The sequence below is a fragment of the Arthrobacter sp. Y3223166 genome (genome assembly GCF_059090935.1).
In genome coordinates this window covers 1-23,260 of sequence record NZ_JBNHGE010000007.1, presented here as the reverse complement: position 1 = coordinate 23,260, position 23,260 = coordinate 1, and the positions used below count along the sequence as shown (strand labels likewise).

The following is a 23,260-nucleotide window of genomic DNA, read 5'->3' as shown; positions in this document are numbered from 1 at the left end:
CCAGTCTCAGCCGAATTCGGCTGCCTTTCCTGCGGATAATCCGCTGCCTATGCTGCGGATATAGCCAGGTGCGGCAACTCCTGCCGGCCGGCGGTCCCGGCCCGGCAGAGTGCTGGAAAGCCCGGCGGCCGTGGTTGCCCCCTCCGCCGCCTAGCCAGGCCCGGGGTAGCGGTCTACGCTGATGCCACGTCCGCCAGAGGGCCAGGCGAGGAGAAGCATTGGCAGAGCAATCACCCCGTAGCCGGGCAACCGGCCGGTCCACCGATCAGACCACCGGCCCGGTCACCGTGATCACCGGAGCCTCCAGCGGAATCGGCAGGGCGACAGCCCGGATCCTTGCCAAGCGCGGAGCTGCCCTGGTGCTGGCGGCGCGCAGCGCCTCCAGCCTCGACGAGGCGGCAACCGAGTGCTCAAGGCTGGGGGCACAGGCCATCGCGGTGCCCACCGACATCACGGATGAGGGCGGCTCCGAGAGGCTGGTTCAAGCTGCGCTGGACCGGTTCGGGCGGATCGACGTGTGGATCGGGGCTGCGTCCGTTTATGGCTACGGCACGTTCGAACAAACACCGGCCGACGTGTTCCGGAAGATAGTCGAGACGAACCTGCTAAGCCAGGCCGACAGCATTCGGGCCGTGCTGCCGCAATTCCGACGGCAGCGGCGTGGAGTCCTGATCCTCGTCGGCTCGGTCTACTCCAAGATCAGCACGCCCTACGTGTCCGCGTATGTGGCCGGCAATGCCGGGCTGCTGGGGCTGGCCAACGCGCTGCGACAGGAACTGCTCGACGAGAAGGACATCCACGTTTGCACCGTCCTGCCCGCCACCGTCGACACTCCGATCTTCCAGCACGCGGCCAACTACACCGGCCGCAGCATCCACCCCCTCCCTCCGGTCGTCAGCCCGTACCGGGTGGCCAGTGTCATCGCCCGGATGGCCTCAAAGCCCCGCCGCCAGGTGGTGGTGGGCCGGCTCCAGCACGGATTCATTCCGTTCCAGCGCTGGTTCCCGGGCCTGCACGACCGCGTATCGGGGCCGCTCATGGACACCCTGGCACTTCGGGGACAGGGCGTCGCGCCATCGGCGGGGACTGTTTTCGCCCCGGATCCGCCGTCGAACAAAGTCAGCGGGAACTGGCGTTCGGGACGCGCCCGTGTGATGGCCGGCGGACTGGCAGGCCTGGCGGTGGCCGGTTACCGAAGGACGCGGAAGCGGCGGCACCCGCGCGCCGGGCTCCGCGGAACCCGCAAGCGGCGACGCCCTTAGACCGGGCGCCGCGCCCAGGCGACCAGCCAGCAGGCCTCGACCACGGCGTCGAGAAGATAGATCCTACTGATCCGTCCGGGCACCGCGGTGAGGATGTCGACGGCCGCAAAGGTGGCAGCCGCCCCCATGCCGATCCGCCGGGCAGCGGCTGTGCCGTCGGAAGTCCCGGCGCCCCTGATCTGCGCATGGCCCGCCGCAATCATCAGGCCGCCGACAGTCTTGACCAGCCAAGGCTCCGCTTTCGGCCCGGTCACCGCTTCGAAGCTGCGGTAGTGCAGCAGCGGCCACACCCCGAAGGCCACGTTGAACACGCCGTGGGCGACGGCCAAACCTGCCTGGCGCATACGGAACACCTCTCGCCGTCGTCGGAGTGGATCTGGGCGGTGTGCCTGCGGCAATTGTGCCGCAGGGGACTACGAAAATCCACGCTTCGCCGCCCTGACCCGCCTGCTGCCGAAGGACTGGCTTCAATCGAAGTCCGGGCACCCCGCTGCCGGTCACTAAGGTTGCTTATTAAATTCAGCGTGCCTAGCGTGGAAGGCATCCGGCCCGCACGTGGCCAGCCCGGACAGATGAGTTGGCAGTAGCGACGGCGAGCCCATTTTCGCGGAGGTTGCCGCAGATGTTCTTCCATAAACAAGAGCTCCAATACAAAGCCGAACCAAACCAGCCGGACGCCGTCTACGCCCGAAAACTTCAGGAGGTCCTGGGCGGTCAGTACGGCGAGATCACGGTCGCCATGCAGTACAGCTTTCAGGCGTGGAACATCCACATCCCCGGCAAGTACAAGGACCTGCTCTTCGGCATTGCCGCGGAGGAGTTCGGCCACGTGGAGATGCTGGCCAAGATGATTGCGCAGCTGCTGGAGAAAGCCCCGCTCGGCATCACCGACGAAGCAGTCCAATCTGATCCGACGATCGCCGCGGTGGTGGGCGGAACCGATGTCCAGCAGGCCATCGTCGCAGGGGCGGGCGCCCGCCCGGTTGACAGCAACGGAAACCCCTGGTCGGGAAGCTACATTACCGCCAGCGGCAACTTGCTCGCAGACTTCACCTCCAACGCGAACGCCGAGATGCAGGGCCGGCTGCAGGTAGCCCGGCTCTACCACATGACGGACGACCACGGCGTGCGCGATATGCTCTCCTTCCTGCTCGCCCGGGACACCATGCACCAGAACCAGTGGATCGCCGCGGCACGGGAACTCCAGGAAGAGGGGTCCGAAACCCTGCCGGTGCCGAGCAACTTCCCGCTGTCCAAAGAGAACCGGGACGTGGCCTACCAGTACCAGAACTTCTCCGACGGGGCTGCCGCGGCACAAGGTTCCTGGGCGAGCGGGGCTTCCCCCGACGGCAAGGGCGAGTTCACCTACCACGACGGCCCCACCACTGCCGCCCCGATGCCGAAGCCGACCCACCCGGACGCACGCTTTTACGGGACCACGGAGCTTCCCAACCTGGTCGAGAAGACTGCCGGGGCGGTCCAGGACAAGCTGCGCAAGGAATAGCACGCCACGCATCCCCGCGGCCGGCAGCGCCGCGGGGATGCCCTGACTCCGAAAGGCAGATATGTTTCAACGCAACGTCGCCGAAAACATCCACCGCGTCGGCCATGCCGATGTGAACCTCTACATCGTCGAGGACGGCGACAGGATCATGCTGGTCGACGCCGGACTGCCGGCCATGTGGAAGATGACCGTGGCAGCCATCCGGGAGCTGGGCCGTTCGCCCCGCGACATCAGTGCCCTGGTATTGACGCACGCCCATTTCGATCATGTGGGGTTTGCCGCCCGGTTGCAGCACGACCTCGACGTCCCGGTGTACTGCCACCCCGGCGACTACTACATCGCCGCCCATCCGTACCGGTACAAGCACGAGAAAAACCGCCTCATCTATCCCGTCAAGTACCCCCGGTGCATACCCATCCTGAGCCGGATGACGGCAGCCGGCGCGCTCATGGTCAAGGGTGTCACGGACCTGCGGACGCTCGACGACGGTGCCGCCGCAACGCTGCCCGGCGCACCGATGGTGGTGCCCACTCCCGGACACACTGCCGGGCACTGCGCCTTGCACTTTCCAGGGCGCGGGGCCTTGATCACCGGCGACGCGCTGGTCACCCTCGACCCGTATACCGGCGCCCGCGGACCGCACATAGTAGCTGCCGCCGCCACCGCGGACACTCGGCAAGCACTCCAGTCGCTCCAGGCCTTGGCGCAGACGGAGGCACGAATCGCCCTCCCGGGCCACGGGGAGCCGTTCGCCGGCGGCATCGCTTCGGCGGTGCAGCAGGCCATCGAGCGCGGACCGTCCTGATGGCTGAAAACGGCCACCCCGCGCGAGGCGTGGCCGAAAACGGCCCTGCCCCCGCGGGAGGCGGGCAGGAGTCCGTCGTCCACCCGGACGGCGACGACCTGTTTGGCCTAATCGCCACCCTGACCGAGAGCCGCTGGCAATCCTCGCAGGGGAAGTTCAGGCCGACGGTCGCCTACCGCGGCCACACCTCCGCCGCCCGGGATCTTTCCACCGGGCTGGTCCGGCTGCGCGGGCAGCAGGAGACGGATGTGGAACGGCACATCCTACGCAACTTCCGCAAGTACGCCCACCGGGACACCTCACCGGGGGACTCGGACTGGAATTGGCTGAGCGTCGCCCAGCACCATGGCCTGCCGACCCGGCTGCTGGACTGGTCGCACTCGCCCTACGTGGCGCTGCACTTCGCCACCCGGGACACGAGCAGGTACGACGAGGACGGTGCCGTCTGGTGCGTCGACTATGCGGCCGCCCACCGCACGCTGCCCGAGGAACTGCGCGCCGCGGTCGAGTCACTGGGCGGCGGCCTGTTCACCACCGGCGTTCTCTCCCGTGCCGCCTTCACCCTGGACGAGTTCGACCGTTTCACTGACGCGGACGGGCGGAGCGTGCCCTTGTTCTTCGAACCGCCGTCGCTGGACGAGCGGATCGTGAACCAGGCGGCGATCTTTTCCACCATGTCGGACTCATCGGCGGGCCTGGACGAGTGGCTGGGGCGCCATCCCGGGATCTACCGCAAGATCATCATCCCGGCGACACTCAAGTGGCGCATCCGGGACCACCTTGACCAGGCCAATGTCACCGAACGGGTGCTCTTCCCGGGCCTGGACGGTCTCTCGCTGTGGCTGCGCCGCTACTACGGCCTCCGGGATAAGGGCTAACCGCCCAGTTCCGCGTGGACGCGGCGGAAGGTCTCCGCCAGCCCCGCCGAAAACAGGACAAATTCGACCACCCGGATCCCGCCGCCGTCGTACTTGAGAACCTCGCCGATGCCGCGGCGGGCGACCGTCTCCGCATCCCAGCCGTAGACGCCGGCACCGATCGCCGGGAACGCCAGCGTCTCGGCCCGCAACCCGTCGGCCACGCGGAGGGATTCCCGAAAGCAACTGGCCAGCAGCTCCGGGTCGGTCTGGCCGGCACGGCGGTTTGGCCCCACGGTATGGATCACCCACTTGGCCGGCAGGAAGTAGCCCTCGGTGGCCGCCGCGTGGCCCGGCGGCAGCCCGTCCGGCAGTTCGGTGGCGCGCAGCAGGCGGCAGGCTTCCAGCAGTTGCGGTCCCGCGGCGGCGTGGATGGCCCCGTCCACTCCCCCGCCGCCGAGCAGGCTGGAATTGGCGGCGTTCACTATGGCGTCCACCTGACGCTGGGTGATGTCGCCTTCAAGGATGCGGATTTCCATCTTTTCCAGTCTGCCACCGAGCCTGTATTCCCGATAGATTGGGCCAATGGAGATTCCCGAGGGGCCGCTGCAGTGGGTGTATTACCCCATGACGCTGCTGCTGGTTATTCTCGACGCCGCGATGCCGGCATCTCCGTCGGAAGTGATGGTGATCGGCGGCGGCACTCTGCTGGCCAACGGTGAACTGATCCTGCCGCTGGTTATCCTGGCCGCGGTGCTGGGCAGTTGGCTCGGCGACCTCCTGCTTTTCCTGCTGTTTCAGCGCGGCGTCAACGCTTGGCTTAACCGTTACAGCTGGGGCCGGATGATCGACCGAGGGGTGACGCTGGCCCTGAGCAAAGCGGGTGAATCCTCCACCTACGCCGCGGTGGTGGCGGCCCGTTTCATCCCGGGCGGCCGGACGGCCTCGGTTGCGGCCTCCGGGCTGGCGGATGTGCCGTTCAAGCCGTTCCTGCTCGCCTCCGCCGCCGGATCGGTGCTGTGGGCCGCGTGGATGATCGGGCTGGGCTACGTCGCGGGCACGGTGTCCACCTTCCCGTTTTGGGTCAACATCCTGATCGGGACGGTGGTGGGCGTCCTGGTGGCTTCGGTGATCACGGCCGTGATCGGCTTCCGCCGGCGGGCCTACCTGCGTGCCAATGGCGCTGCCGACGCCGTCATCCCGCGTCCCGCCGCATCCCCTTCCGCCGACCTGGGAGCAGAGTGAAAACTGCGCCTTCCATGGAACCCTTGATGGCTACCGCGCTGCCCCCGGTCCGCCGGCTTCGATCCCTGCTGGCCGCCGACCTGGCACGCCAGTGCGCGGTGACCGTCGCTTTGGTCGCGTGCCTGCTGGCAGGAGCCAGCAGCGTGGGCCTGCTCGGCGGCACTCCGATCCATGATGCGGGCGGTGGGCTTCCCTCCCCCGACCGGACCCTGCTGTCGCTGGACGCCCGGGCAGCCGAGATCTGGTCGCTGATTTACCTGGGCCTCTTCGGCTACACGATCTTCCAGTGGTGGCCGGCCGTGCGCGAGTCGGCACGGCAGCGCTCCACCGGATGGCCGGTCGCGGCGGCGATGCTGCTGACCGCGGGCAGCGTCGTGGCAGCGCGGGCCGGACAGGCGGGGCTGACGCTGGCCCTTACCCTGTTGGTGCTGGCATCCCTGGGCTGGGCGGTCTACGGACTGACCCGCCACCCCGGCCGGGAACCGGTGGAAGCCCTCTTGGCGGATGCTCCGATCGGTCTCTTCACCGGGTGGATGCTGCTCGCAGCGGCGGTCCATGCCGCGGATTGGCTGACCGGTCGCGGCGCCGACTTGTTCGGCTGGGGCGCCGCGGCCTGGGCCGTGCTGGCGGTGGCGGCCGTGTCCTTTGCCGCGGCCGTGGCAGCCATGACCGGCCGCGGCCGGATGGCGGTGGTGCTGGCAGTCTGCTGGGGTTTGGGCTGGCTGCTCTACGACCGTTTCCTGGGCGATTCACCGTCCCCGCCGGTGGCGATGGCGGCCGGCTTCGGCCTGTTCTTCGTGCTCGTGTGCGGCATGTCCCGCCGATTCCAGGTGGGGCATGCCGAGCGCCTCGCCATCCGCCGGGGCGAGCCATTGGATTAACCCCGAGGGCGCATCTCCTCCTTAGCGGACCGGAGCCCACTTGCCGCGCGAGCGCCGCAGCACGGCCAGTCCGGCGGTACCGGCGACTTCTTCAACCGCGTGGCGCATGTTGGCGCCGGTCTGCAACGCCTGGCGGTTCTCAACGGCATAAGCGTTGGCGTCCACTGTGAAGCGGACGGTGATCCGCGGGACGCCGGCCACCACGTCCAACTGGTGTGCTTCCACCACGTGGGCGGAACCCACAGCTGCCGTTGCGGCGTCCATCACCGCTTCCGGAGGGTTGCCGGGCCGCAGTCCGGTGATCTCCAACTGGGCGCGGAAGGATGGCATCCCTCAACTTTAGCTGCGTCCGGGCCACCCGCCCACGCGGTCAACCGGGCGCGTTCGCAGCCCTGTGGCGGAGGGCGTCACGGCGTGCCCAGTTCGATCAGCAGCACGCCGGCCGCGATGCAGACGATTCCGGCCGCCATCAGCTTGGTCAGCGGTTCGTCGAAGAGGAACTTTCCGGCCAGCGCCGTCAGGGCCACGCCGCAGGCAGTCCAGATGCCGTAGGCAATCCCGATTCCCAGCCCCTGACGCAGGGCGAAGGACAGGCAGGTAAAGGCTACGAGGTAGCCCGACACGACGGCCACCAGCCAGGCTTTGTGCCCGTCGATGCTGGCCCGCAGCGAGAGCGTGGCGGCTACCTCCAGGACGATCGCGACCGCGAGGAAGACCCAGGCCATTAGGTACGCGCCCGCTCTGCCCGGCGCGACGAAGCCCGGTGCCCGCCCCATTGCACGAGCACCACCCCGGCGACGGCGAGCGCCATGCCGGCAACCATCAAGGCCGTTAACGGTTCCTGGTACAACACTGCCGCCAGGACGGCCGTGAGGGCGACGCCGAGCGCACCCCATATCCCGTAGGCAACCCCGACGGGCACTCCCGCACGCAGGACGGCGGCGAGGAGCGCAAACGACGTGACGTAGCCGGCGACCACCACCGCGTACATTCCCGGCGAATCCAACGCAGCCTTCAACGACAGGGACGCCGCCACCTCGCAAACAATCGCTCCCGCGAGGAGCAACCAATTCTTCATCTACCAACCTCCCCCACCAGCACAACAGGTTACGGGGTTCATTGCACGCCCGGAGCACGGATCGCCGGGTGCGGTATGACGGCGGGGCGCGCACCGTGCCCGGGCAAAAGGCAGGACGAACCGGAATTATGGCGCCGCCATCTTGACGTACTAATCCGCCAGAACATCAAATAAAGAGAAACCGCTGAGGCAAGCCGCCGAAGCAGCCTCCCTCAACGGCCGGTTTCAGCATCAGGGTTCCGCTGCGCAGTTCAAGAGAGTCAACTGTGGAAAAGCAATCGATCGCCCCTGCATCCGCTCAACAAGAAGGCGCCGCGCCGGGGCAGGCGCAGTCCGACGGCGGCTGGAATGCCGATACCGCGGCCGGGCCGATGAGCGCCGGCGGAGCGGTGACGGTGGTGGAGGGTTCGTCCTTCTGCATTTCCTCGGCGGGAGGCGACATGTTTCCCGGCCTGACGCAGGGCGCCTTCTACCAGGACACCCGGATCTTGTCCGGCTGGTGCCTGACCGTCAACGGGCTTCCCCTCGAACCCCTGTTGTCCCGCGTGTTGGAGCCGTACCGTGCGCTCTTCGTCGGGCGGGCCCGCCGAGCGGACGGCCTGGCCGACTCCCAGTTGGTGGTCGAACGCGAACGCCTCGTCGGGGCCGGCCTGCGCGAGGACCTGGTGGTGACCAATCACTCGGCCCTGCCGGCGGAGTGCGTCCTGGAGTTGCGGGTGGAAGCCGACTTTGCCGACCTCTTTGACGTGAAAGGCGGGCGGGCGGCGCCTGCGGTCCAGCTGGTCCGGCAGGCCCACGGTGATGAACTCCAGCTCGAAGTAGTACGCCGCGGCCGCCGGCGCGGCATCCTCGTGCACGGGCGCGGCGCAGCGGTGAACGAGGACGTCCTTCACTTCGAGGCAATCATTCCGGCGCGCGGGAAGTGGACCACGAGCGTCATCGTCACTCCGCTGGTGGAACAGGACCGGCCCGCCGAGCCGTTCGTCGCCACCGGCTCCGTCGCCGACTTGGAAGCGGCACGCCGCCACCGGGCCTGGGGGGAATCAACGCCGCAGCTGGACATTGCCAACACCGACATTGAAGCGGTGCTGCGGCGAAGCCACGAGGACCTCGGTGCGCTGCGGATCTTCGACCCCGCCCATCCGGGACGCGCCGTGGTTGCCGCCGGTGCCCCCTGGTTCATGGCGCTCTTTGGCCGGGACTCGCTCCTGTCCGCCTACATGGCGTTGCCCGTGGACCCCTCGCTGGCACGCGGGACGCTGCAGACGCTCGCCGCCCGGCAGGGCACCGCATTCAATCCCGATACAGAGGAGGAGCCCGGCCGGATTCTCCACGAGGTGCGCCTGGGAGTGGCGGCCGGAGTAGTTTTGGGCGACCACGCGGCGTACTACGGGACGGCGGACGCGACTCCCCTCTTCGTCGTCCTGATGTCGGAGTTGAACCGCTGGGGCATGGAGCGGGACGTCCTGCAGTCGCTGCTGCCGCACGCGGACCGTGCGCTGGACTGGATCCGAAACTTCGGGGATCGGGACGGTGACGGCTTTGTGGAGTACAACCGGGCTGTTCCCCACGGCCTGCTCAACCAGGGCTGGAAAGATTCCTGGGACGGCATTAACTTCGCCGACGGGCGGCTGGCAGAGCCGCCGATCGCCCTGTGCGAGGTTCAGGGGTATGTCTACAGCGCCTACATCGGCCGCGGCCTGCTGGCCGCCGCGGCCGGTGATCAGGACCTTGCCGCCGAGTGGGGGCGCCGCGCGGCAAGGCTGAAGGAGGAGTTCAACGAGCGCTTCTGGCTTCCCGACCTGGGGTACTACGCCGTGGCCCTGGACGGAAAAAAGCGGCCGGTGGACGCCTGCACTTCCAACATGGGGCATTGTCTGTGGTCGGGCATCGTCGATGACGACAAGGCACCGCAAGTGGCCGCCCGGCTCATGTCCCCCGAGATGTTCACGGGCTGGGGGATCCGGACGCTGGCATCGGACATGGGCGCCTACAACCCGGTCAGCTACCACAACGGCTCCGTGTGGCCCCATGACAGCACCTTGGTCGCCAGCGGGTTGATGCGCTACGGGTTTGTCGAGGAGGCCCGGAGGGTGGCGGGAGGGCTCTTTGATGCCGCCGTTCACTTCGACGGACGGTTGCCCGAACTGTTCTGCGGTTTCGACCGGAGCGAATACGACGTGCCCGTGCCCTACCCCACGTCCTGCTCGCCGCAAGCCTGGGCCGCCGCCTCGCCGGTCCATCTGATGCGCATGCTCCTGCGCCTGGATCCTTATCTCCCGGCGGATGAGCTGTGGCTCGCTCCTGAGATTCCGGCAGACTTCGGCTCGTTCCGCGCGGACAACCTGCTGCTCGGGAAATCCCGGGTGTCCCTGGCCGCCACCGGGAAAACTTTTACGGTGGAGGGCCTGGCTCCCGAGGTGAGGGTGCGTCACGGCGCGCGGTCGCCGCTGGCGGAGCTGCTGGTGCTCAGCGGCCGGGAAACGGAAGGGTCTGAAAGCTCCGCCGGGGACAGATGAGCCGCCTCGATGCCCTGCTTGGCCGACCCTTGCGGCCCACGCCGCCCGCCGCCGGTGACCGGCCGCCGCTCCGCCGGACCACAGGCGTCGAACCTGCGCGCCTCGCCAACCCCGGCTGCGCTGTCGTACGCTGGAGCCCCTCCGGGAGAAAAGGCCGACGATGCGTATCGGGCTGATCGCCCCACCGTGGTTTCCGGTTCCGCCGGGCGGCTACGGCGGTATCGAAGAGGTCGTTGACAACCTCGCCCGCGGCTTCGTGGACGCAGGACACGACGTGGTGCTGGCCGCCGCCGCCGACAGCACATGCCCCGTTCCCCTGGTGCCGGGCACGCAGCCGTCCGATCCGGAGGCCATCGGGACCAACTGGTCGGAGCTCCACCACATCATCCGCGCCTACGAGGGGCTCCACGGCGTCGACCTGATCCACGACCACACCCTGACGGGGCCGTTCTACCGGGACCGGCCGGGTTCGGTGCCGGGGGTCATGACGATCCACACCGGGCTGACCGCGCAGCTGACCGGTATCTACCGCGCCGCGGAACGACACGTCGCCCTCGTCGCCATCTCTCACCAGCAGGTGGCCGGTACCGGCCTCGACGTCTCCGCCGTCATTCACCACGGGATCGATACCGCCGCCATCCCGGTGGGCGCGGGCGGGGGCGGGTACGCCTGTTTCCTGGGCCGGATGTGTCCGGACAAGGGAGTGGCCGAGGCCATCGGGATTTCCCGCATGGCGGGGATGCCGTTGAAGATCGCCGCCAAGATGCGCGAGCCCGAGGAACTGCGGTACTTCCACGACGTCATCGAACCCATGCTCGGGCCGGATGAGGAGTTCCTCGGCGAAGTCGCCGGCGGCGACAAATACCGGTTGCTGGGCGAGGCGGTCGCCCTGTTGAACCCGCTCCAGTGGGCCGAGCCTTTCGGCCTCGTCATGATCGAGGCTTTGGCCGCCGGGACCCCCGTGGTCGCCACGCCGCGGGGAGCCGCCCGGGAAATCGTCGAGCCCGGCGCCACCGGGCATCTGGCCGAGGACCATCGGGAACTGGCCAGGTTCCTGCCCCAGGCCGCCGCGCTGGACCGCCGCGCCTGCCGGGCGGCCGCCGAGGATCGCTTCAGCGCGGCACGCATGACGGCTGACCACCTGAACCTCTACGCCCGGCTGCTGGCCGGACAAACCTAACGACGGCGGGACGGGCCAGGCGACGGCCGCCCAGGGCTAGCGACGGTGGATGGACTTGTAGCTGACGTAGGCGTTGAGTCCTTCTATCCCGTACTCGGTGCCGAGGCCCGAGTCGTGCCTGCCGCCGAACGGGGCCGAGTGGTTGGAAGCGAAGAAATTGATGCCCACCGAGCCGGTGTCCATGCGATCGGCCACGGCGAGCGCCGCGTCCTGGTCCTGGCCGAACACGAGTCCGCCCAGCCCGAACCCGGTGTTGTTCGCCAGCGCCACGGCTTCGTCCAGGTCCGTGTATTTCAACACGGCCAGGGCCGGCCCGAAGACCTCCTCGCGGGCGATGCGCATATCCGGTGTCACGTCGGCGAACACCGTGGGCTCCACGAAGTATCCGCCCTCGAGCCCGCCGCCGAGCCGCGCGGCCCGCCCGCCGGTGGTGGCCCGGGCCCCCTCGGCCCTGGCCGCCTCCAGATGGTCGAGCACTGTCCGGTACTGCGACTCGGTGGCCGACGGGCCGAAGTCGGTGGCCGGGTCCAGCGGGTCGCCCTGGACCCCGGCGGCGATAGTCGCCGTCACCATGTCCACCACCTCGTCATAGCGCGCGGCCGGGGCGAGGATGCGGCTGGAGATGTAGCAGGTCTGGCCCGTGTTGCGCATGCTGGAGCGGATCAGCACCTTCGACATCTCGTCCAGGTCGGCGTCCTCGAGCACCACCGCGCTGGACTTGCCGCCGAGTTCCAGCGTGACGGGGCGCAGCAGCTCGCCGCAGGCGGCGGCGATTTTGCGTCCCACCGGGGTGGAACCGGTGAAGGCGACCTTGTCCACGCCGGGATGCTTGACCAGGGTGTCGCCGAGCCTGCCCGACCCGGTGACCAGATTGACCACGCCGGCCGGCACTCCGGCGGCGGCCACGGCGTCGACGATGAGGCGGAAGGACAGCGGCGTGGGCGAGGCCGGTTTCATCACCACGGTGCAGCCGGCCAGCAGCGCCGGCGCCAGCTTGATCACCATGAGGTTGATCGGGAAGTTCCACGGCGCGATCAGCCCGCACACCCCCACCGGATCCCGGCGCACCACGGATTCGCCGCCGCCGTGCGGGAACGGGCGCACGTCTTCGTGTTCGAGATAGCCGGCCAGGGTGGCGAAGTATCGGAAGATTCCTGCGGCATTGCCGGCGGCCCGGGACGACTCGGAGACCGGCGAACCGTTTTCGCGGGTGTTGGTCAGCGAGAGCTCCTCGGACCGTTTCTCGACTTCGTCCGCAATCCGCAGCAAATACGCCGCGCGTTCGGACGGCGCCAGCGTCGGCCACGGGCCGGAGTCGAAGGCCCGCCGCGCCGCGGCCACGGCGGCGTCCACGTCTTCGGGGGTACCGTCCGGCACCGACCCCCAGACGTCGCCGGTGGCCGGGTCGGTCACCGGATTGCGCCCGGTGCCGCGGGCGGGAACCCAGGCGCCGTCGATGAAGACGTCGTCGACGTGGGTGTAGGGCAGGTGCAACGCTGCGCGCGCGGCGAGGGCGGGCGGGGCGGACGACGCCGGCGCTCCCCCAGGTGCAGGGGTGGTGGTGCCGGGGGTGGTGGTCATCGGATGACTCCTGTCTTCAGCAGGGCCCTGGAACGTTCCAGGTCGGCCGTTCCCATGGCAAGGGCGGCCTCGGTGATCAGTTCCGGAATGATTTCGGCGCCGAGCCGGTCGGTGTAGACGGCCGGCGTCATGCCGAACCAGGAGGCGGCCACCGCGATGCCGGCGTGGTCGAACCGCCACAGCCGGTCGGCGTCCCGGACCAGGGCGTCCTCCAGCGAGTACGGCACATGGCGGGTGTCATGGCCGTCGATGATCTCGCAGACGCGGTCGACGAACTCCTCCGAATACCCGAGGCCGGGCAGCACCGTGCGTGCCACCTTGCAGCCCTCGGCCTCGTGCTCGAAGCGGATGGCCGCCTTGCGCCAGTCGCCGGTGAACCCCTCGGAGAGGATCCGTTCCTCGTCCACGTGCGCCCAGCCGGTGTCGTGCAGCAGGACGGCTACCCGGACCAGTTCCGCGTCGGCTTGCGGGTACGCCCGGCACAGCCGCTCGGCGAAGGCCAGCGAAATCGGCAGGTGGATGTCGTTGGCGCGGGTGCGTGTCTCCGGCACCACGGCCTGCCAGATCGGGTCCAGGTCGGCGGCGGCCGCCGGGGTGGTGGCGATGGGCGTGGTGTCGATGTCGCCCGTGGCCGGCAGCGGCCGCACGGGGTGGGCGGCCGCGAAGGCGGCGGCGCGCGGATCCTCGGCGGGGTCTGGCTGGCCGCCGGCAGCCCATGCCGGGGTTTGGCCCTTGGCCTCCGGGGTCTGTGTCTCGGGGGTGCTCATGGGGTGGGTCTCCTTGTCGTGCAGCCGCACGGCGGGCAGTCAGTCGTCCGTCGCAATGGTCTTGAGGACGACGGCGGGGTCGGCTGCCGCGTCCGCGGGAATGTTCTGGCCCTTGGCCAGGGCGTTCTTGACCGCCATGAAGTCCAGCGGGGCGTTCACGCAGTCGGCGGCGATGATCCGGCCGTCGCGGTAGTAGAGGACGGAGAACTTGCCACGCTCGTCGTCGCGGCGGACAACGGTCCGGTCGTAGCCCAGCGTCAGGCCGGCGATCTGCAGCTTCAGGTCCGCCTGGTTCGACCAGAACCACGGGATCCCGGCGTAGTCCTCCCGCCGGCCCATCAGCGAATAGGCGGCGACCTTGGCGTGTTCGATCGCGTTGTTCACGCTTTCCAGCCGGATCCGCTCGCCCTCCGGGGAGCCGGGCAGCGGATTGGGCATGTTAGCCACGTCGCCCACCGCCACCGTGGTTCCGTCGGAGGCCAGCGCGTGCCGGTCCACCACGATGCCGTTGTCCACCTCCAGGCCCAACTGCTCGGCCAGCTCGGTGTTGGGCACGACTCCGATGCCGACCAGCACCAGCTGGGCGGCGACGACGGTGCCGTCTTCGAGTCCGACGCCGCCCACCCTGCCCCCGCCGTCCGCCGGCACCAGTTCCCGGATGCGGGAGTTCAGCCGGATGTCGAGGCCGCGTTCACGGTGCGCGGTCAGGAAGTAGTCGCTGGTTTCTTCGCCCACGGCCCGGCCGATCAGCCGCGGCCCGTACTCAAGCACGGTGACGTTCTTGCCCATCTTGTGCAGGCTGGATGCAGCCTCCAGTCCGATGAAGCCGCCGCCGATCACCACCGCGTCCCGCACGCCCTCCAATTGGGCCTTTAGCGCCAGGGCGTCGTCGGCGTTGCGCAGGTAGACCACGCCGTCCAGATCCGCACCGGGCACCTGGAGCTTGCGGGCCCGGGCGCCCACGGTCAGGGCCAGCCGGCGGAACGGGAACTGCGCCCCGGAGACCGCGTGCGCCACCCCGGAGCCGTCCGCTTCCTTCTCGATCCGCTCAATCCGCTCGCCCTTGACCAGGGCCACGTTGTGGTCCGCCCAGTACTGGTTCGACCGGAAGATCAGCGATTCGCTCTCCACCGTGCCCTGCAGGAACTCCTTGGACAGGGCCGGGCGCTGGTAGGGCCGGTGGTTTTCCTCGCCCAGCAGCGTGATGTGCTCCGTGAAGCCGAGCGCCCGCAGCGAAACGGCCAGCTGGACTCCCGACTGGCTCGCGCCGATGATCAGCAGCCCGGTTTGCACGGCACCGTCCGCCGCCCGGGCGGGGGCCGCCGACGTCGTGGTGGTGGTGGTTTCCATGATCAGATCTGCGTTTCCGGGGTGGTGACGTACACGTCCTGGCCCTCGGCGAGCTTGAGCTGGCAGGACAGGCGGGAATTTTCCTGGCGGTCCACCGCCGTTCCGTAGAGCATTTCGTCTTCCATGTCTTCCATCTCCGGAAGCTGGTCCATGGTGTCCTCGCGGACGAAGACGTGGCAGGTGGCGCAGGACAGCGAGCCGCCGCATTCGGCGACGATGCCCGGCACGCCGTTGCGCACCGCGGTTTCCATGACCGAGTCGCCGGGGTTGCCTTCGACGTCGCGGACGGCGCCTTCAGCGTCGGTGAAATGTACCGTAGGCATGGTTCTCCTTGGGTTGCAGTGGTTCAGATGAACTGGCGGCCGCCGTCGACCACCATGGTTTGTCCGGTGATGTAGGAACTGTCCGGCCCGGCCAGGAAGAGCGCCGCGCCCACGATGTCCTCGGGCTGGCTGGCGCGTTTGAGCGCGCCGCGGTCCACGCCGTAGTTCTCGGCGTTCTCCATCAGCCCGTAGCTGGCCTCGGTGAGCGTGAAGCCCGGCGCGATGGCGTTGACGGTGATGTTGCGCCGGCCCAGTTCCTTGGCCAGCACCCGGGTCATCGACACCACGCCGCCCTTCGAGGCCACGTAGTGCAGCCACTGCTCCGAGCCGGAGTAGATGGTGGCGGAGGAAAGGTTGATGACGCGGGCGCCGTCGGGCAGGTAGGGGCTGGCGGCTCGGGTCACCAGCCAGGGGCCCTTGAGGTTCACGTTCATGACCAGGTCCCATTCGGCCGGGTCGATCTCCTCGAACGGGGTGCGGGTCACCGTGGCATAGATGGCGGCGTTGTTAAGGACGACGTCGATGCTCCCCTGCCCGAAGTCGGCGCACCGCCGGGCGAGGGCCTCGGTGGAGGCCACGTCGGTGACGTCGGCTTCGAAGGCCTCGGCCTCCGCACCGGTTTCGCGGACCAGTGCGGCAGTCTTTTCGGCACCGGCCAGGTTGGTGTCGGCCGCTGCCACCCGGTACCCGCGGGCCGCGAAGCCCAGGGCGAAGGCGCGGCCCAGCCCTCCGGCGGCTCCGGTGACCAGCACGGTCCGGGTGCCGGGCCCCTGGTCGGGGTTCGGGAAGCCTTGGCCGGCCGTGGCGTCGGGGGGAGGCTGTGTCATCGTCACGCTTTCATGTTCGGTGTGCCGGGCCGGGACCCGCTGGGGGTGCGGGCTTTTCCCGGCCCGGCACTTGGTGTGCTTGAGTCGGCTGCAGTGCTGCCGGAAACTCAGGTGTGGCTGTGTGCTCCCGGCCCGGCGACGGCCGGTTCGGCGGCTTCCTCAACGTCCAGGATCTGCACGGTGCCCTTGGTCCCGTCCACCCGCAGCCGCTGGCCGGTCTTGATGGTGGTGGAGGCCGAGCCGGTGCCGGTCACCGCCGGCAGTCCGTACTCGCGACAGACAATCGCGGCGTGGCTCATCATGCCGCCGATGTCCGTAACGGTGGCCTTGATCTTGCCGAAGATCGGCCCCCAGCTCGGCGCGGTCACGGTGGCCACCAGGATTTCATCCTGCTGCACTTCGGAGAGCTGGTCGGAGTCGTGGACCACCCGCGCGTACCCCTCGACGACGCCGGGGGACGCAGCCATGCCGCGCAGTCCGCCGCCTTCCACCTCTTCGCCCTCGCCCAGCCACTGCTGGACCTGTTCGGTGGTGATGCCCCAGAGCATCCGGGTGAAGGGTTCGGTGATCGAGGCCGGCGGGGTGTTGAGTGCCGGTGCCGGCCGCGCGGTCTTCAGCGCGTCCACGATCTTGCGGCGGCGCTCGATTTCCTCCGGCCAGTAGGTGGGGCCGATCGGTTCGGCGCCCACGCCCCAGCCGGTGACCAGGTCGAAGAGCGCGTCGCGGACCTCGTTGCGGTTCAGGTAGAGCAGGTCGTCCGGTTCGGTCCAGAAGCCCTCGGCGTGCAGCATCCGCGAAAGCTCGCGGATTTTGCGCCAGAAGACGCCCATGGTCCAGTGCTCGATGTAGAAGTTGTGGTTTTCCACGTACGGGTAGGCGGTGGCGGCCAGCTGGCGCTTGGCGTCGAACGCGGCCAGGGTCTCGCCGTCGAGCAGTTCGCGGTATTCCTCCACGATCCGTTCCTTCTCCGCCACCAGCTCCTCGACCGGGCGCATGATGTGCTGGCCTTCGTCCAGCCGGCGGATGTAGTCAGCGATGTAGCCCAGCGGGATTTCCTGGTGTTCGTTCCAGTACTTGTCGTGCCCATAAAAGCCGTTGCCCACGGTGAAGTTGAACCACGGGTCCTTGGCTTCCTCATAGCGGGCGATCCAGCGGTCGCCGCCCTCGGAGGCGCGGATCGCGGCCAAGGTGGCATCGACGTCGTCCGTGTTGCCGAAGGCGGACTGCAGGCCCAGCTCCACGGCCAGCTTGGCGAGGTGCTTGAGCTCATCGTCCGGGCGGAAGAGTTCCATGTCCACGCCCTGCACCATGGTGGCGATCGACTGGTCGGGGATGTTCGGGAAGACTTCCTTGCAGAAGTTGAAGAAGTCCAGGTAGGCGATGTAGCCCAGGTTCAGGAACTCGAAGTGGTACTGCCAGTTCTGGTAGGCCAGCTGGATCAGCCGGTCGTAGTTCTCCAGCAGCACCTCGGAGCCGTCCTTGGCCTTGCCCGTGGTGATGTCTTCCATCGGGACCATGTCCGGCAGCTTTTTGAACGAGATGGTTTCCATTTCGTCGATAGTGCCGCGGACCTTCACGTGCCACTGCTTGAGCAGTTCCTCCCAGTTTTGGAAGTAGTGGCCCACGCGCTGCTCGAAATGCGGGACCCGGGCGGCGATCTGGTCCTCCGGCACCGGGATCGGCGACATGTACAGGTAGCCCAGGTGCACCCGGAACTCGATGCCGTTGGCGTTGGGGATCATCAGGTGGCGGGCGTTGTACTGGCCCAGGCACTTGACCGCGAACTCGCCGCCGATGGTCTCGAACGGCTTGTAGACGGTGGGCCAGTGCTGGCTGTCGCAGAACCAGAACTTGGCGTCTTCCTGTTCCTTGAGCTTGTCCTGGAACACCAGGTAATACGGGTAAATCTTCTCCCAGCCCTCGGCGCCGGCGGGCACCGGCAGTTCGGAGGGCTTCGGGAAGGACTTCATAGACATGGCGGTCCTTTCGGTGGCGGCTCTGCATTGAGCCTTCGGTGGGCGGTTCGGTGGAACGGTGGAACCTTGTTGCCTTGCTTCCTTGCGGTGGGGCTGTTGGAGCCTTGCTGCCTTGCGGTGGAACAGGCGGAACAGTTCAGGGCAATGGTCAGGCGGAGGGCTTCAGCAGTGAGGCGGTGATGCTGCCCAGGCTGAAGCCGCCGGTGGCGGTGCCTGCGTTCCCGGCTCCTGCGTTCCCGGCTCCGGCGGGCGCCGCCGTCGCGGGCGCAGCACCCAGGGCCGCGGCGTATCCGCCGCCCCCCGATACCGCGGACGACGCCGCGACCGGCTTCTTGGAGGAGTGCACGGTTTCCGGCCGCGACTGCAGCAGCAGCAGGTTTTCGCCGTCGGGCAGGTCCCTGTCCAGCGCCCACTCGATGTCCTGCGGGCACTTGTAGTGTTTCTCCGCCCGCTTGGCCATCCGCGCCACCGCGAGCAGTTCGTCGTCGGTCAGGCTGCGTCGGGCCCGCCGTTCGGCGTCGACCTCCCGCTCCACCAGGGTGCGCGCGGCTGCGTCGGGGATCAGTTCGGCGTGCTTGTCGCCCAGGTGTTCGGCGACCGGGGCCAGCGTGACCTTGTCCAGCACGATGTTGTCCGGCGTGACCTGCCCCGAGACCACCATTTCGCCGACGCCGTAGGACGCGTCGATGGTGATCTTGGAGCGGTCGCCGTTGGCCGGGTCCAGGGTCATGGCGACGCCGGAGACCCTGGCGTTGACCATCTTCTGCACCACGACGGCCATCGACAGGCCCTGGTCCGGGATGTTGTTTTTCAGCCGGTAGATGATGGCGCGCGAGGTGTAGAGCGATGCCCAGCAGCTGCGGATGTGTTCGCCGACGGCGGCAAAGCCTTCCAGCCAGAGGTAGGTGTCCTGCTGTCCGGCGAAGGAGGCATCCGGCAGGTCCTCGGCGGTGGCGGAGGAACGCACCGCCACCGGGACCGGCGCGTCAAAGCGGGACATCAGGGCGTCATAGGCCTCGACGGTCTGGGCGCGCATGTCGGCCGGTACCGGGCGGGAGCAGATGTCTTCGCGGATGGAGGCGGATACCGCGTCCACCTGGGCGATGTCTTCCGGGTCCAGGCCGGCCAGCAGTTGGTTGATGTGCTCGGTGATCCCGGCTTCCTGCATGAACCGGTCAAACTGGGCGGTGGTGACGACGAATCCCGGGGGCACCGGCATGCCCGCAGAGGTCATGGTGACCAGCGAGGCGCCCTTGCCGCCGAGGTGTTCGAGCCGGGGCTCGATGCCGCCGTCGAAAAACTGGATGAATTCGTTGCTGCGCATGGGCTTAGGCCTCCCAGCTGACGGGGACGGTTTCGGGGACACGGAAGGAGATGTTCTCGCGGAACTCGATGTTCCCGGGGTTCTCCAGCTTCAGGTTCGGTGCCAGCCGCGCCACCTCTTCCAGGGCGATCTTGGCCTGCAGCTTGGCGAGCATGTTGCCCAGGCAGTAGTGGATGCCGAAGCCGAAGGACAGGTGTTCGCGGGCGTTGCCGCGGGAGATGTCGAACTCCTCGCCGTCTTCGAAGCGGGCGGCGTCGCGGTTGGCGGAGCCCATCAGTAGCAGCAATTCGCCGCCCTCCGGGATCTTGACCCCGCCGACTTCGGTGTCCTTGAGCGCCTTCCGGCGCCAGCCGACGATGGATCCGGAGAAGCGCAGCACCTCGTCGATGGCTGCCGGGATCTTTTTGGGCTCCGCCACCAGCTGCTGCCACTGGTCCGGACGCGCCAGCAACACGCGCAGGGAGTTGGCGATCAGGGTGGTCGTGGTCTCGTGTCCCGCAAACAGCAGGGAGTAGAGGATCGAGGCGATTTCGTGGTCGCTGATCTCCGCCCCGTCCTGCTGGGCCTTGACCAGGTCACCGGTCAGGTTGTCGCCGCCTTCCTCGTGGGCGACACGGACCAGGCGCAGGCATTCCTGCCAGTACTCCACCAGGTTGTGGGCGTGCGGGATCTGCTCCTCGTCGCTGAGGTCGCCCCAGGTCATCGCCGCGCGGGAATCGGACCAGCGCTTGAACGTGTCCACCTGGGAGACGTCGGCGCCGATCAGCGTCAGGATCGTGACAGTCGGGACGGTGTAGGCCAGGTCCTTCACGAGTTCACCGCGGCGATCCGGGTTGGCGAGCATGGCTTCCAGTTGGTCCACGACGTTCTGCCGGATGGACGGTTCCAGCGCCTTGTAGCGGCGTGGGGTGAAAGCCTTTTGGGCGACGGCGCGGATCCGGGTGTGCTCCGGCGGGCGGCGGGCGGAAAGACCCGAGTAGGCGGTGAAGCCGCCCTCTTCCATGATCTTGGTGGCCTGCGGGCCGCGCCGGCGCACCGGTGCCTGGGCGTTCTCGCTGGAGAAGGTCTCCCAGTCCTCGAAAACGGCCTTGATGTCGTCGTAGCGGGAAACCACGTAGTAGCCGACGCGCTCGTCGAACATGACGGGCTGTTCGTTCCGCAGCTCGGCGTAGGCCGGGAACGGGTCCTTCATTTGGAACGGCTCGTAGCCGTGGTGTCCTGCGGGGGCCTCGGCACCGTGGCCGAACGGGCAAGCTGCCGTTTCGGTCGAAGATGACATCTGGAACTCCTTGGGGTCTGCTCCCGCCGTCGCCGTTGTCGGTTTCAGCGGGCTGATTAGACTCCAGTGTTGCCCACGTCACTCGCGGGGCCTAAGGGGCTCTTCCACTGAGTGGAAACGAATAGTGCTTAGCATCTCGTGGCATGCGGCGGCGTACGGCCCTTGGGCGCGATGTGACTGGCCAGCAATAAGCCCGGGTGGGCTGTTGGGCCGGGCGCCCAGGCCTTGGGCGCCTCATGGCTGCCCGGCAACGACTCATCAGGCATGCGCCGTAGCGCGTGGTGCGGCGGTCCGGGAATTACCAGGATGTGCGCCGGGCGGTCACGCCTTCCGGGCGATGTGGCTTCCCAGCAAAGACTCCAGCGGGATGTGCGCGGTGGCGCGTTCGATCTGTGCTGAGACACCGCGCAGTGCCGGAAGGTGCCGCGTCATCGTGGCGGCCTGCGACGTCAGCAACACCAACCCCAGCCCGGCTCCGATCCGGCCGGTGTGGAAAACGGGCACGGCGATGGAGCAGGAGCCGAGCCGGACTTCCTCCAGCGTGGTGGCGTAGCCCTGATCGCGAATCTGGACCAGTTCCTCCGCCAGCCGCCCGGGAACGATGTGCGTGTGGGCGGTGGGACGTTCCAGCTGCCGGTTCAGGTAGGCGGTGCGCACCCACTCCTCCTCGTACGCGAGGATGACTTTCCCGACGGCGGTGGCGTGCATCGGCAGCCGGCCACCGACCCGCGAAGCGCGGGGCACGCGCTTGGTGCCGTAGATACGCTCGATGTACAGCACTTCGTGGCCTTCCCGGACCGCCAACTGTGACGTCTCGCCGGTGAGGGAGAACAGGTCCTGCACGAAAGGACGCGCGGCATCGCGCAGTTGCCGGCCGGCATTCTGCGCCAGCTCCCAGAGGCGAATGCCCAGTTGGTAACGGCCGTTGGCGCCGCGGGAGAGGAAGCCCCATTCCGTCAACTCAGCGACGAGCCGGTGCGTGGTGCTCAACGGCAGGCCGGAACCCTCGGAAATCTGGGTCAGGCTCAGCGCGCTGCGGGATTGCTCGAAGGCTTCAAGGATGGCCAGCACGCGGGACGTGACCGTGCGTCCCGGATCTCGGCTACCGCCGGCCATAGCTGCCTCCCATATTCCGCTGAGTTCGGCACCGCCTTCGTTCAGACGAAGCCCGGCACCGCCCTGTCGCCCCGCAAAGTGGGGCACCGTCGTCGTCCGGGCATAGCCGGGCAACCGCCGTCGTCCAAGCAAAGCCCGGCACCGCCGTCGCCCAAGCAAAGCCCGGCACCGCCGTCGTTCAGACGAAGCAGGGCGCCGTCTTCCAGGCAAAGCCGGGCACCGCCGTCGTCCGTGCCGCAGAGCTTCCCAGCCGGTGCCCTCGCGGCACCCGCCCGAAACCGAGTCTAGCCGTCGGCCAGCAGCGCCCGGCGCTGCGGCCACAACGTTACCGATTCCAGCGCAGACAGCGCGCGCGCCATGGCCTTGGCCTCCTCGGTGAAGAGATGGCCCAGGACGCGCTGGCTGCAGAGCCGAAGCGCCTGGCCGCGGTCCAGCCCGAACCACTCCATCACGGTGTCGACGCCGTGCGGGCTGAGCCGCCACGTTTTGTCTGCATCCTTGACGATGGCGTCCTCAATCGAGAGGGCCTCCTTGCGCGAGTCGTGCCCGTCGATGATCTCCAGGATGCGCGGAATGAGCGCCGGATCATGGTTAACCTCTTCGAGGATCCCGGCCGCCAATCGGGCGCCTTCCTTCTCGTGCAGCAAGACGAGGTCGGGCCGGCCGCCGCCGGGGGCGATCGCTGCGAGGACCTGGTCCGGGGGCACCTGCGACCAGCCGATGTCGTGCAGCATGATGGCCGGAAGGACGACGCCGGCGTCGGCCTCCGGGTGGGCGGCCAGCAGGGCCTGGGCCAGGCCATAGGCGTAGAGCGTGTGGGCATCATTGTCGCGGACGGCCAGCAACGGAGCCGCTTGCTGCCAGATCCGATCCAAGTGCGCAGCCAGGTGCACCACGCCGTCCGGCTGGGCCTCGATGGCGGCGGCGACGTCGTGGCCGAACAGGTTGGCGGCAGGCAGCAGCTTCGTCATGCCCACAGCATGACGAGCAATCGCGGGGCGGGCAACCAGGTGGTTCCGCTGGACGGAAGGTGGGCGGGCGGGTGGATGGGGCGCGCGGGCGGCCTAAGCGGTGTGGACGGCTCGCTTGCCGGGCGGCTTGCGGGCGGAAGGCTAGGGCGGGCCACTTGCGCGCTGCTTGGACGGGTCGCAGACGGGCGGGTTTGCGCCGTAACTTCCCACGTTTAGCCGCATGCTTAAGCATCCTGCCTAGTCAGACGTGGGTGGGTTGGCCAAGACATGGGAAGTTTTGGCTAAACATGGGCAGATGTGCGCTGCCAAGCCGCCGCGGATAGGCATCCTGCGCACCCTGACACCGCGAGGCCGCTAGTTAGGCCGCGAGGCCGCGCGCGGCCTCCGGTCAGGCCGCGAGCCCGCGCGCGGCCAG

Annotated in this window: 23 protein-coding genes; 8 read left to right on the top strand and 15 right to left on the bottom strand. The window is 68.3% G+C overall.

The window, feature by feature from the left end:
- Positions 1–218: 218 nt before the first annotated feature.
- A complete protein-coding gene (locus AC5RUH_RS05470) occupies positions 219–1,262 on the top strand; it encodes an SDR family NAD(P)-dependent oxidoreductase (RefSeq protein ID WP_494128109.1) in 1,044 nt (347 codons plus the stop codon).
- Here the strand turns inward: AC5RUH_RS05470 and AC5RUH_RS05465 are convergent.
- Positions 1,259–1,606: a hypothetical protein gene (locus AC5RUH_RS05465; protein ID WP_494002264.1), complete on the bottom strand. Its 348-nt coding sequence runs from the start codon at positions 1,604–1,606 to the stop codon at positions 1,259–1,261. The two genes, AC5RUH_RS05470 and AC5RUH_RS05465, sit on opposite strands and share 4 nt — an antisense overlap.
- Positions 1,607–1,884: 278 nt before the next feature.
- Here AC5RUH_RS05465 and AC5RUH_RS05460 point away from each other — a divergent pair, with 278 nt between their 5' ends.
- The 3 genes from AC5RUH_RS05460 (at position 1,885) to AC5RUH_RS05450 (ending at position 4,449) form a co-directional block, all read left to right on the top strand.
- Entirely contained in the window at positions 1,885–2,766 is an 882-nt protein-coding gene (locus AC5RUH_RS05460) for a manganese catalase (RefSeq protein WP_494002263.1), read from the top strand.
- Between the two features lie 61 nt (positions 2,767–2,827).
- Entirely contained in the window at positions 2,828–3,571 is a 744-nt protein-coding gene (locus AC5RUH_RS05455; RefSeq protein ID WP_494048871.1) for an MBL fold metallo-hydrolase, read from the top strand.
- A complete protein-coding gene (locus AC5RUH_RS05450) occupies positions 3,571–4,449 on the top strand; it encodes an FRG domain-containing protein (protein WP_494048872.1) in 879 nt (292 codons plus the stop codon). Before AC5RUH_RS05455 ends, AC5RUH_RS05450 begins: the two co-directional genes overlap by 1 nt.
- On the opposite strand, the gene AC5RUH_RS05445 is transcribed toward AC5RUH_RS05450, so the two are convergent.
- A complete protein-coding gene (locus tag AC5RUH_RS05445) occupies positions 4,446–4,967 on the bottom strand; it encodes an O-acetyl-ADP-ribose deacetylase (RefSeq protein WP_494002260.1) in 522 nt (173 codons plus the stop codon). The two genes, AC5RUH_RS05450 and AC5RUH_RS05445, sit on opposite strands and share 4 nt — an antisense overlap.
- Before the next feature lie 46 nt (positions 4,968–5,013).
- Between AC5RUH_RS05445 and AC5RUH_RS05440 the strand changes: the two genes are divergently transcribed.
- Positions 5,014–5,673: a DedA family protein gene (locus AC5RUH_RS05440; RefSeq protein WP_494013082.1), complete on the top strand. Its 660-nt coding sequence runs from the start codon at positions 5,014–5,016 to the stop codon at positions 5,671–5,673.
- Between the two features lie 26 nt (positions 5,674–5,699).
- Entirely contained in the window at positions 5,700–6,554 is an 855-nt protein-coding gene (locus AC5RUH_RS05435) for a TspO-related membrane protein (RefSeq protein ID WP_494128108.1), read from the top strand.
- Between the two features lie 21 nt (positions 6,555–6,575).
- Here AC5RUH_RS05435 and AC5RUH_RS05430 read toward each other — a convergent pair whose 3' ends face one another.
- The 3 genes from AC5RUH_RS05430 to AC5RUH_RS05420 all read right to left on the bottom strand — a co-directional run bounded on the left by AC5RUH_RS05430 (position 6,576) and on the right by AC5RUH_RS05420 (position 7,632).
- Positions 6,576–6,884: a hypothetical protein gene (locus AC5RUH_RS05430; protein ID WP_494128107.1), complete on the bottom strand. Its 309-nt coding sequence runs from the start codon at positions 6,882–6,884 to the stop codon at positions 6,576–6,578.
- 77 nt (positions 6,885–6,961) lie between these two features.
- Complete coding sequence (locus AC5RUH_RS05425) at positions 6,962–7,279, bottom strand: DMT family transporter (RefSeq protein ID WP_494013085.1); 318 nt, start codon at positions 7,277–7,279, stop codon at positions 6,962–6,964.
- On the bottom strand, positions 7,279–7,632 hold the full coding sequence (locus AC5RUH_RS05420) for a DMT family transporter (protein WP_494002255.1): 354 nt from the start codon (positions 7,630–7,632) through the stop codon (positions 7,279–7,281). The genes AC5RUH_RS05425 and AC5RUH_RS05420 overlap by 1 nt, the downstream gene beginning before the upstream one ends.
- Positions 7,633–8,003: 371 nt before the next feature.
- Here AC5RUH_RS05420 and AC5RUH_RS05415 point away from each other — a divergent pair, with 371 nt between their 5' ends.
- Positions 8,004–10,151, top strand: coding sequence for an amylo-alpha-1,6-glucosidase (locus tag AC5RUH_RS05415; RefSeq protein WP_494128127.1), 2,148 nt, complete (start codon positions 8,004–8,006; stop codon positions 10,149–10,151).
- Positions 10,152–10,311: 160 nt separating this feature from the next.
- The gene (locus AC5RUH_RS05410) at positions 10,312–11,331 is read left to right on the top strand and encodes a glycosyltransferase family 4 protein (RefSeq protein WP_494128106.1); all 1,020 of its coding nucleotides are present in this window, start codon (positions 10,312–10,314) and stop codon (positions 11,329–11,331) included.
- A gap of 36 nt (positions 11,332–11,367) precedes the next feature.
- Here AC5RUH_RS05410 and AC5RUH_RS05405 read toward each other — a convergent pair whose 3' ends face one another.
- The 10 genes from AC5RUH_RS05405 to AC5RUH_RS05360 form a co-directional block, all read right to left on the bottom strand.
- Positions 11,368–12,912: an aldehyde dehydrogenase family protein gene (locus AC5RUH_RS05405; protein WP_494024369.1), complete on the bottom strand. Its 1,545-nt coding sequence runs from the start codon at positions 12,910–12,912 to the stop codon at positions 11,368–11,370.
- Entirely contained in the window at positions 12,909–13,679 is a 771-nt protein-coding gene (locus tag AC5RUH_RS05400) for an HD domain-containing protein (RefSeq protein WP_494013088.1), read from the bottom strand. Before AC5RUH_RS05400 ends, AC5RUH_RS05405 begins: the two co-directional genes overlap by 4 nt.
- 39 nt (positions 13,680–13,718) lie before the next feature.
- Positions 13,719–15,029: an NAD(P)/FAD-dependent oxidoreductase gene (locus AC5RUH_RS05395; protein WP_494128105.1), complete on the bottom strand. Its 1,311-nt coding sequence runs from the start codon at positions 15,027–15,029 to the stop codon at positions 13,719–13,721.
- Between the two features lie 2 nt (positions 15,030–15,031).
- Positions 15,032–15,352 carry a 2Fe-2S iron-sulfur cluster-binding protein gene (locus tag AC5RUH_RS05390; protein ID WP_494002250.1) on the bottom strand — a complete coding sequence of 107 codons (321 nt, stop codon included), beginning with the start codon at positions 15,350–15,352 and terminating at the stop codon, positions 15,032–15,034.
- Between the two features lie 23 nt (positions 15,353–15,375).
- Entirely contained in the window at positions 15,376–16,179 is an 804-nt protein-coding gene (locus AC5RUH_RS05385) for an SDR family NAD(P)-dependent oxidoreductase (protein WP_494128104.1), read from the bottom strand.
- A 107-nt stretch (positions 16,180–16,286) separates the two neighbouring features.
- On the bottom strand, positions 16,287–18,155 hold the full coding sequence (locus tag AC5RUH_RS05380) for a PEP-utilizing enzyme (protein WP_494074242.1): 1,869 nt from the start codon (positions 18,153–18,155) through the stop codon (positions 16,287–16,289).
- 148 nt (positions 18,156–18,303) lie between these two features.
- On the bottom strand, positions 18,304–19,479 hold the full coding sequence (locus AC5RUH_RS05375; protein ID WP_494128103.1) for a PEP/pyruvate-binding domain-containing protein: 1,176 nt from the start codon (positions 19,477–19,479) through the stop codon (positions 18,304–18,306).
- Between the two features lie 4 nt (positions 19,480–19,483).
- On the bottom strand, positions 19,484–20,758 hold the full coding sequence (locus tag AC5RUH_RS05370; RefSeq protein ID WP_494074244.1) for a cytochrome P450: 1,275 nt from the start codon (positions 20,756–20,758) through the stop codon (positions 19,484–19,486).
- 321 nt (positions 20,759–21,079) lie between these two features.
- A complete protein-coding gene (locus AC5RUH_RS05365) occupies positions 21,080–21,874 on the bottom strand; it encodes an IclR family transcriptional regulator (protein ID WP_494002246.1) in 795 nt (264 codons plus the stop codon).
- 284 nt (positions 21,875–22,158) lie between these two features.
- The gene (locus AC5RUH_RS05360) at positions 22,159–22,845 is read right to left on the bottom strand and encodes an HD domain-containing protein (RefSeq protein ID WP_494128102.1); all 687 of its coding nucleotides are present in this window, start codon (positions 22,843–22,845) and stop codon (positions 22,159–22,161) included.
- Positions 22,846–23,260: the final 415 nt, after the last annotated feature.

Excerpts from the sequence above, each read along its gene's own strand:
- AC5RUH_RS05420 (WP_494002255.1), bottom strand. The coding sequence starts at position 7,632 with ATGAAGAATTGGTTGCTCCTCGCGGGAGCGATTGTTTGCGAGGTGGCG.
- AC5RUH_RS05440 (WP_494013082.1), top strand. The coding sequence starts at position 5,014 with ATGGAGATTCCCGAGGGGCCGCTGCAGTGGGTGTATTACCCCATGACG.
- AC5RUH_RS05390 (WP_494002250.1), bottom strand. The coding sequence starts at position 15,352 with ATGCCTACGGTACATTTCACCGACGCTGAAGGCGCCGTCCGCGACGTC.
- AC5RUH_RS05415 (WP_494128127.1), top strand. The coding sequence starts at position 8,004 with ATGAGCGCCGGCGGAGCGGTGACGGTGGTGGAGGGTTCGTCCTTCTGC.
- AC5RUH_RS05455 (WP_494048871.1), top strand. The coding sequence starts at position 2,828 with ATGTTTCAACGCAACGTCGCCGAAAACATCCACCGCGTCGGCCATGCC.
- AC5RUH_RS05370 (WP_494074244.1), bottom strand. The coding sequence starts at position 20,758 with ATGTCATCTTCGACCGAAACGGCAGCTTGCCCGTTCGGCCACGGTGCC.
- AC5RUH_RS05360 (WP_494128102.1), bottom strand. The coding sequence starts at position 22,845 with ATGACGAAGCTGCTGCCTGCCGCCAACCTGTTCGGCCACGACGTCGCC.
- AC5RUH_RS05410 (WP_494128106.1), top strand. The coding sequence starts at position 10,312 with ATGCGTATCGGGCTGATCGCCCCACCGTGGTTTCCGGTTCCGCCGGGC.
- AC5RUH_RS05405 (WP_494024369.1), bottom strand. The coding sequence starts at position 12,912 with ATGACCACCACCCCCGGCACCACCACCCCTGCACCTGGGGGAGCGCCG.
- AC5RUH_RS05380 (WP_494074242.1), bottom strand. The coding sequence starts at position 18,155 with ATGTCTATGAAGTCCTTCCCGAAGCCCTCCGAACTGCCGGTGCCCGCC.
- AC5RUH_RS05395 (WP_494128105.1), bottom strand. The coding sequence starts at position 15,029 with ATGGAAACCACCACCACCACGACGTCGGCGGCCCCCGCCCGGGCGGCG.
- AC5RUH_RS05430 (WP_494128107.1), bottom strand. The coding sequence starts at position 6,884 with ATGCCATCCTTCCGCGCCCAGTTGGAGATCACCGGACTGCGGCCCGGC.
- AC5RUH_RS05435 (WP_494128108.1), top strand. The coding sequence starts at position 5,700 with ATGGCTACCGCGCTGCCCCCGGTCCGCCGGCTTCGATCCCTGCTGGCC.
- AC5RUH_RS05375 (WP_494128103.1), bottom strand. The coding sequence starts at position 19,479 with ATGCGCAGCAACGAATTCATCCAGTTTTTCGACGGCGGCATCGAGCCC.
- AC5RUH_RS05400 (WP_494013088.1), bottom strand. The coding sequence starts at position 13,679 with ATGAGCACCCCCGAGACACAGACCCCGGAGGCCAAGGGCCAAACCCCG.
- AC5RUH_RS05425 (WP_494013085.1), bottom strand. The coding sequence starts at position 7,279 with ATGGCCTGGGTCTTCCTCGCGGTCGCGATCGTCCTGGAGGTAGCCGCC.
- AC5RUH_RS05445 (WP_494002260.1), bottom strand. The coding sequence starts at position 4,967 with ATGGAAATCCGCATCCTTGAAGGCGACATCACCCAGCGTCAGGTGGAC.
- AC5RUH_RS05465 (WP_494002264.1), bottom strand. The coding sequence starts at position 1,606 with ATGCGCCAGGCAGGTTTGGCCGTCGCCCACGGCGTGTTCAACGTGGCC.
- AC5RUH_RS05365 (WP_494002246.1), bottom strand. The coding sequence starts at position 21,874 with ATGGCCGGCGGTAGCCGAGATCCGGGACGCACGGTCACGTCCCGCGTG.
- AC5RUH_RS05450 (WP_494048872.1), top strand. The coding sequence starts at position 3,571 with ATGGCTGAAAACGGCCACCCCGCGCGAGGCGTGGCCGAAAACGGCCCT.
- AC5RUH_RS05385 (WP_494128104.1), bottom strand. The coding sequence starts at position 16,179 with ATGACACAGCCTCCCCCCGACGCCACGGCCGGCCAAGGCTTCCCGAAC.
- AC5RUH_RS05460 (WP_494002263.1), top strand. The coding sequence starts at position 1,885 with ATGTTCTTCCATAAACAAGAGCTCCAATACAAAGCCGAACCAAACCAG.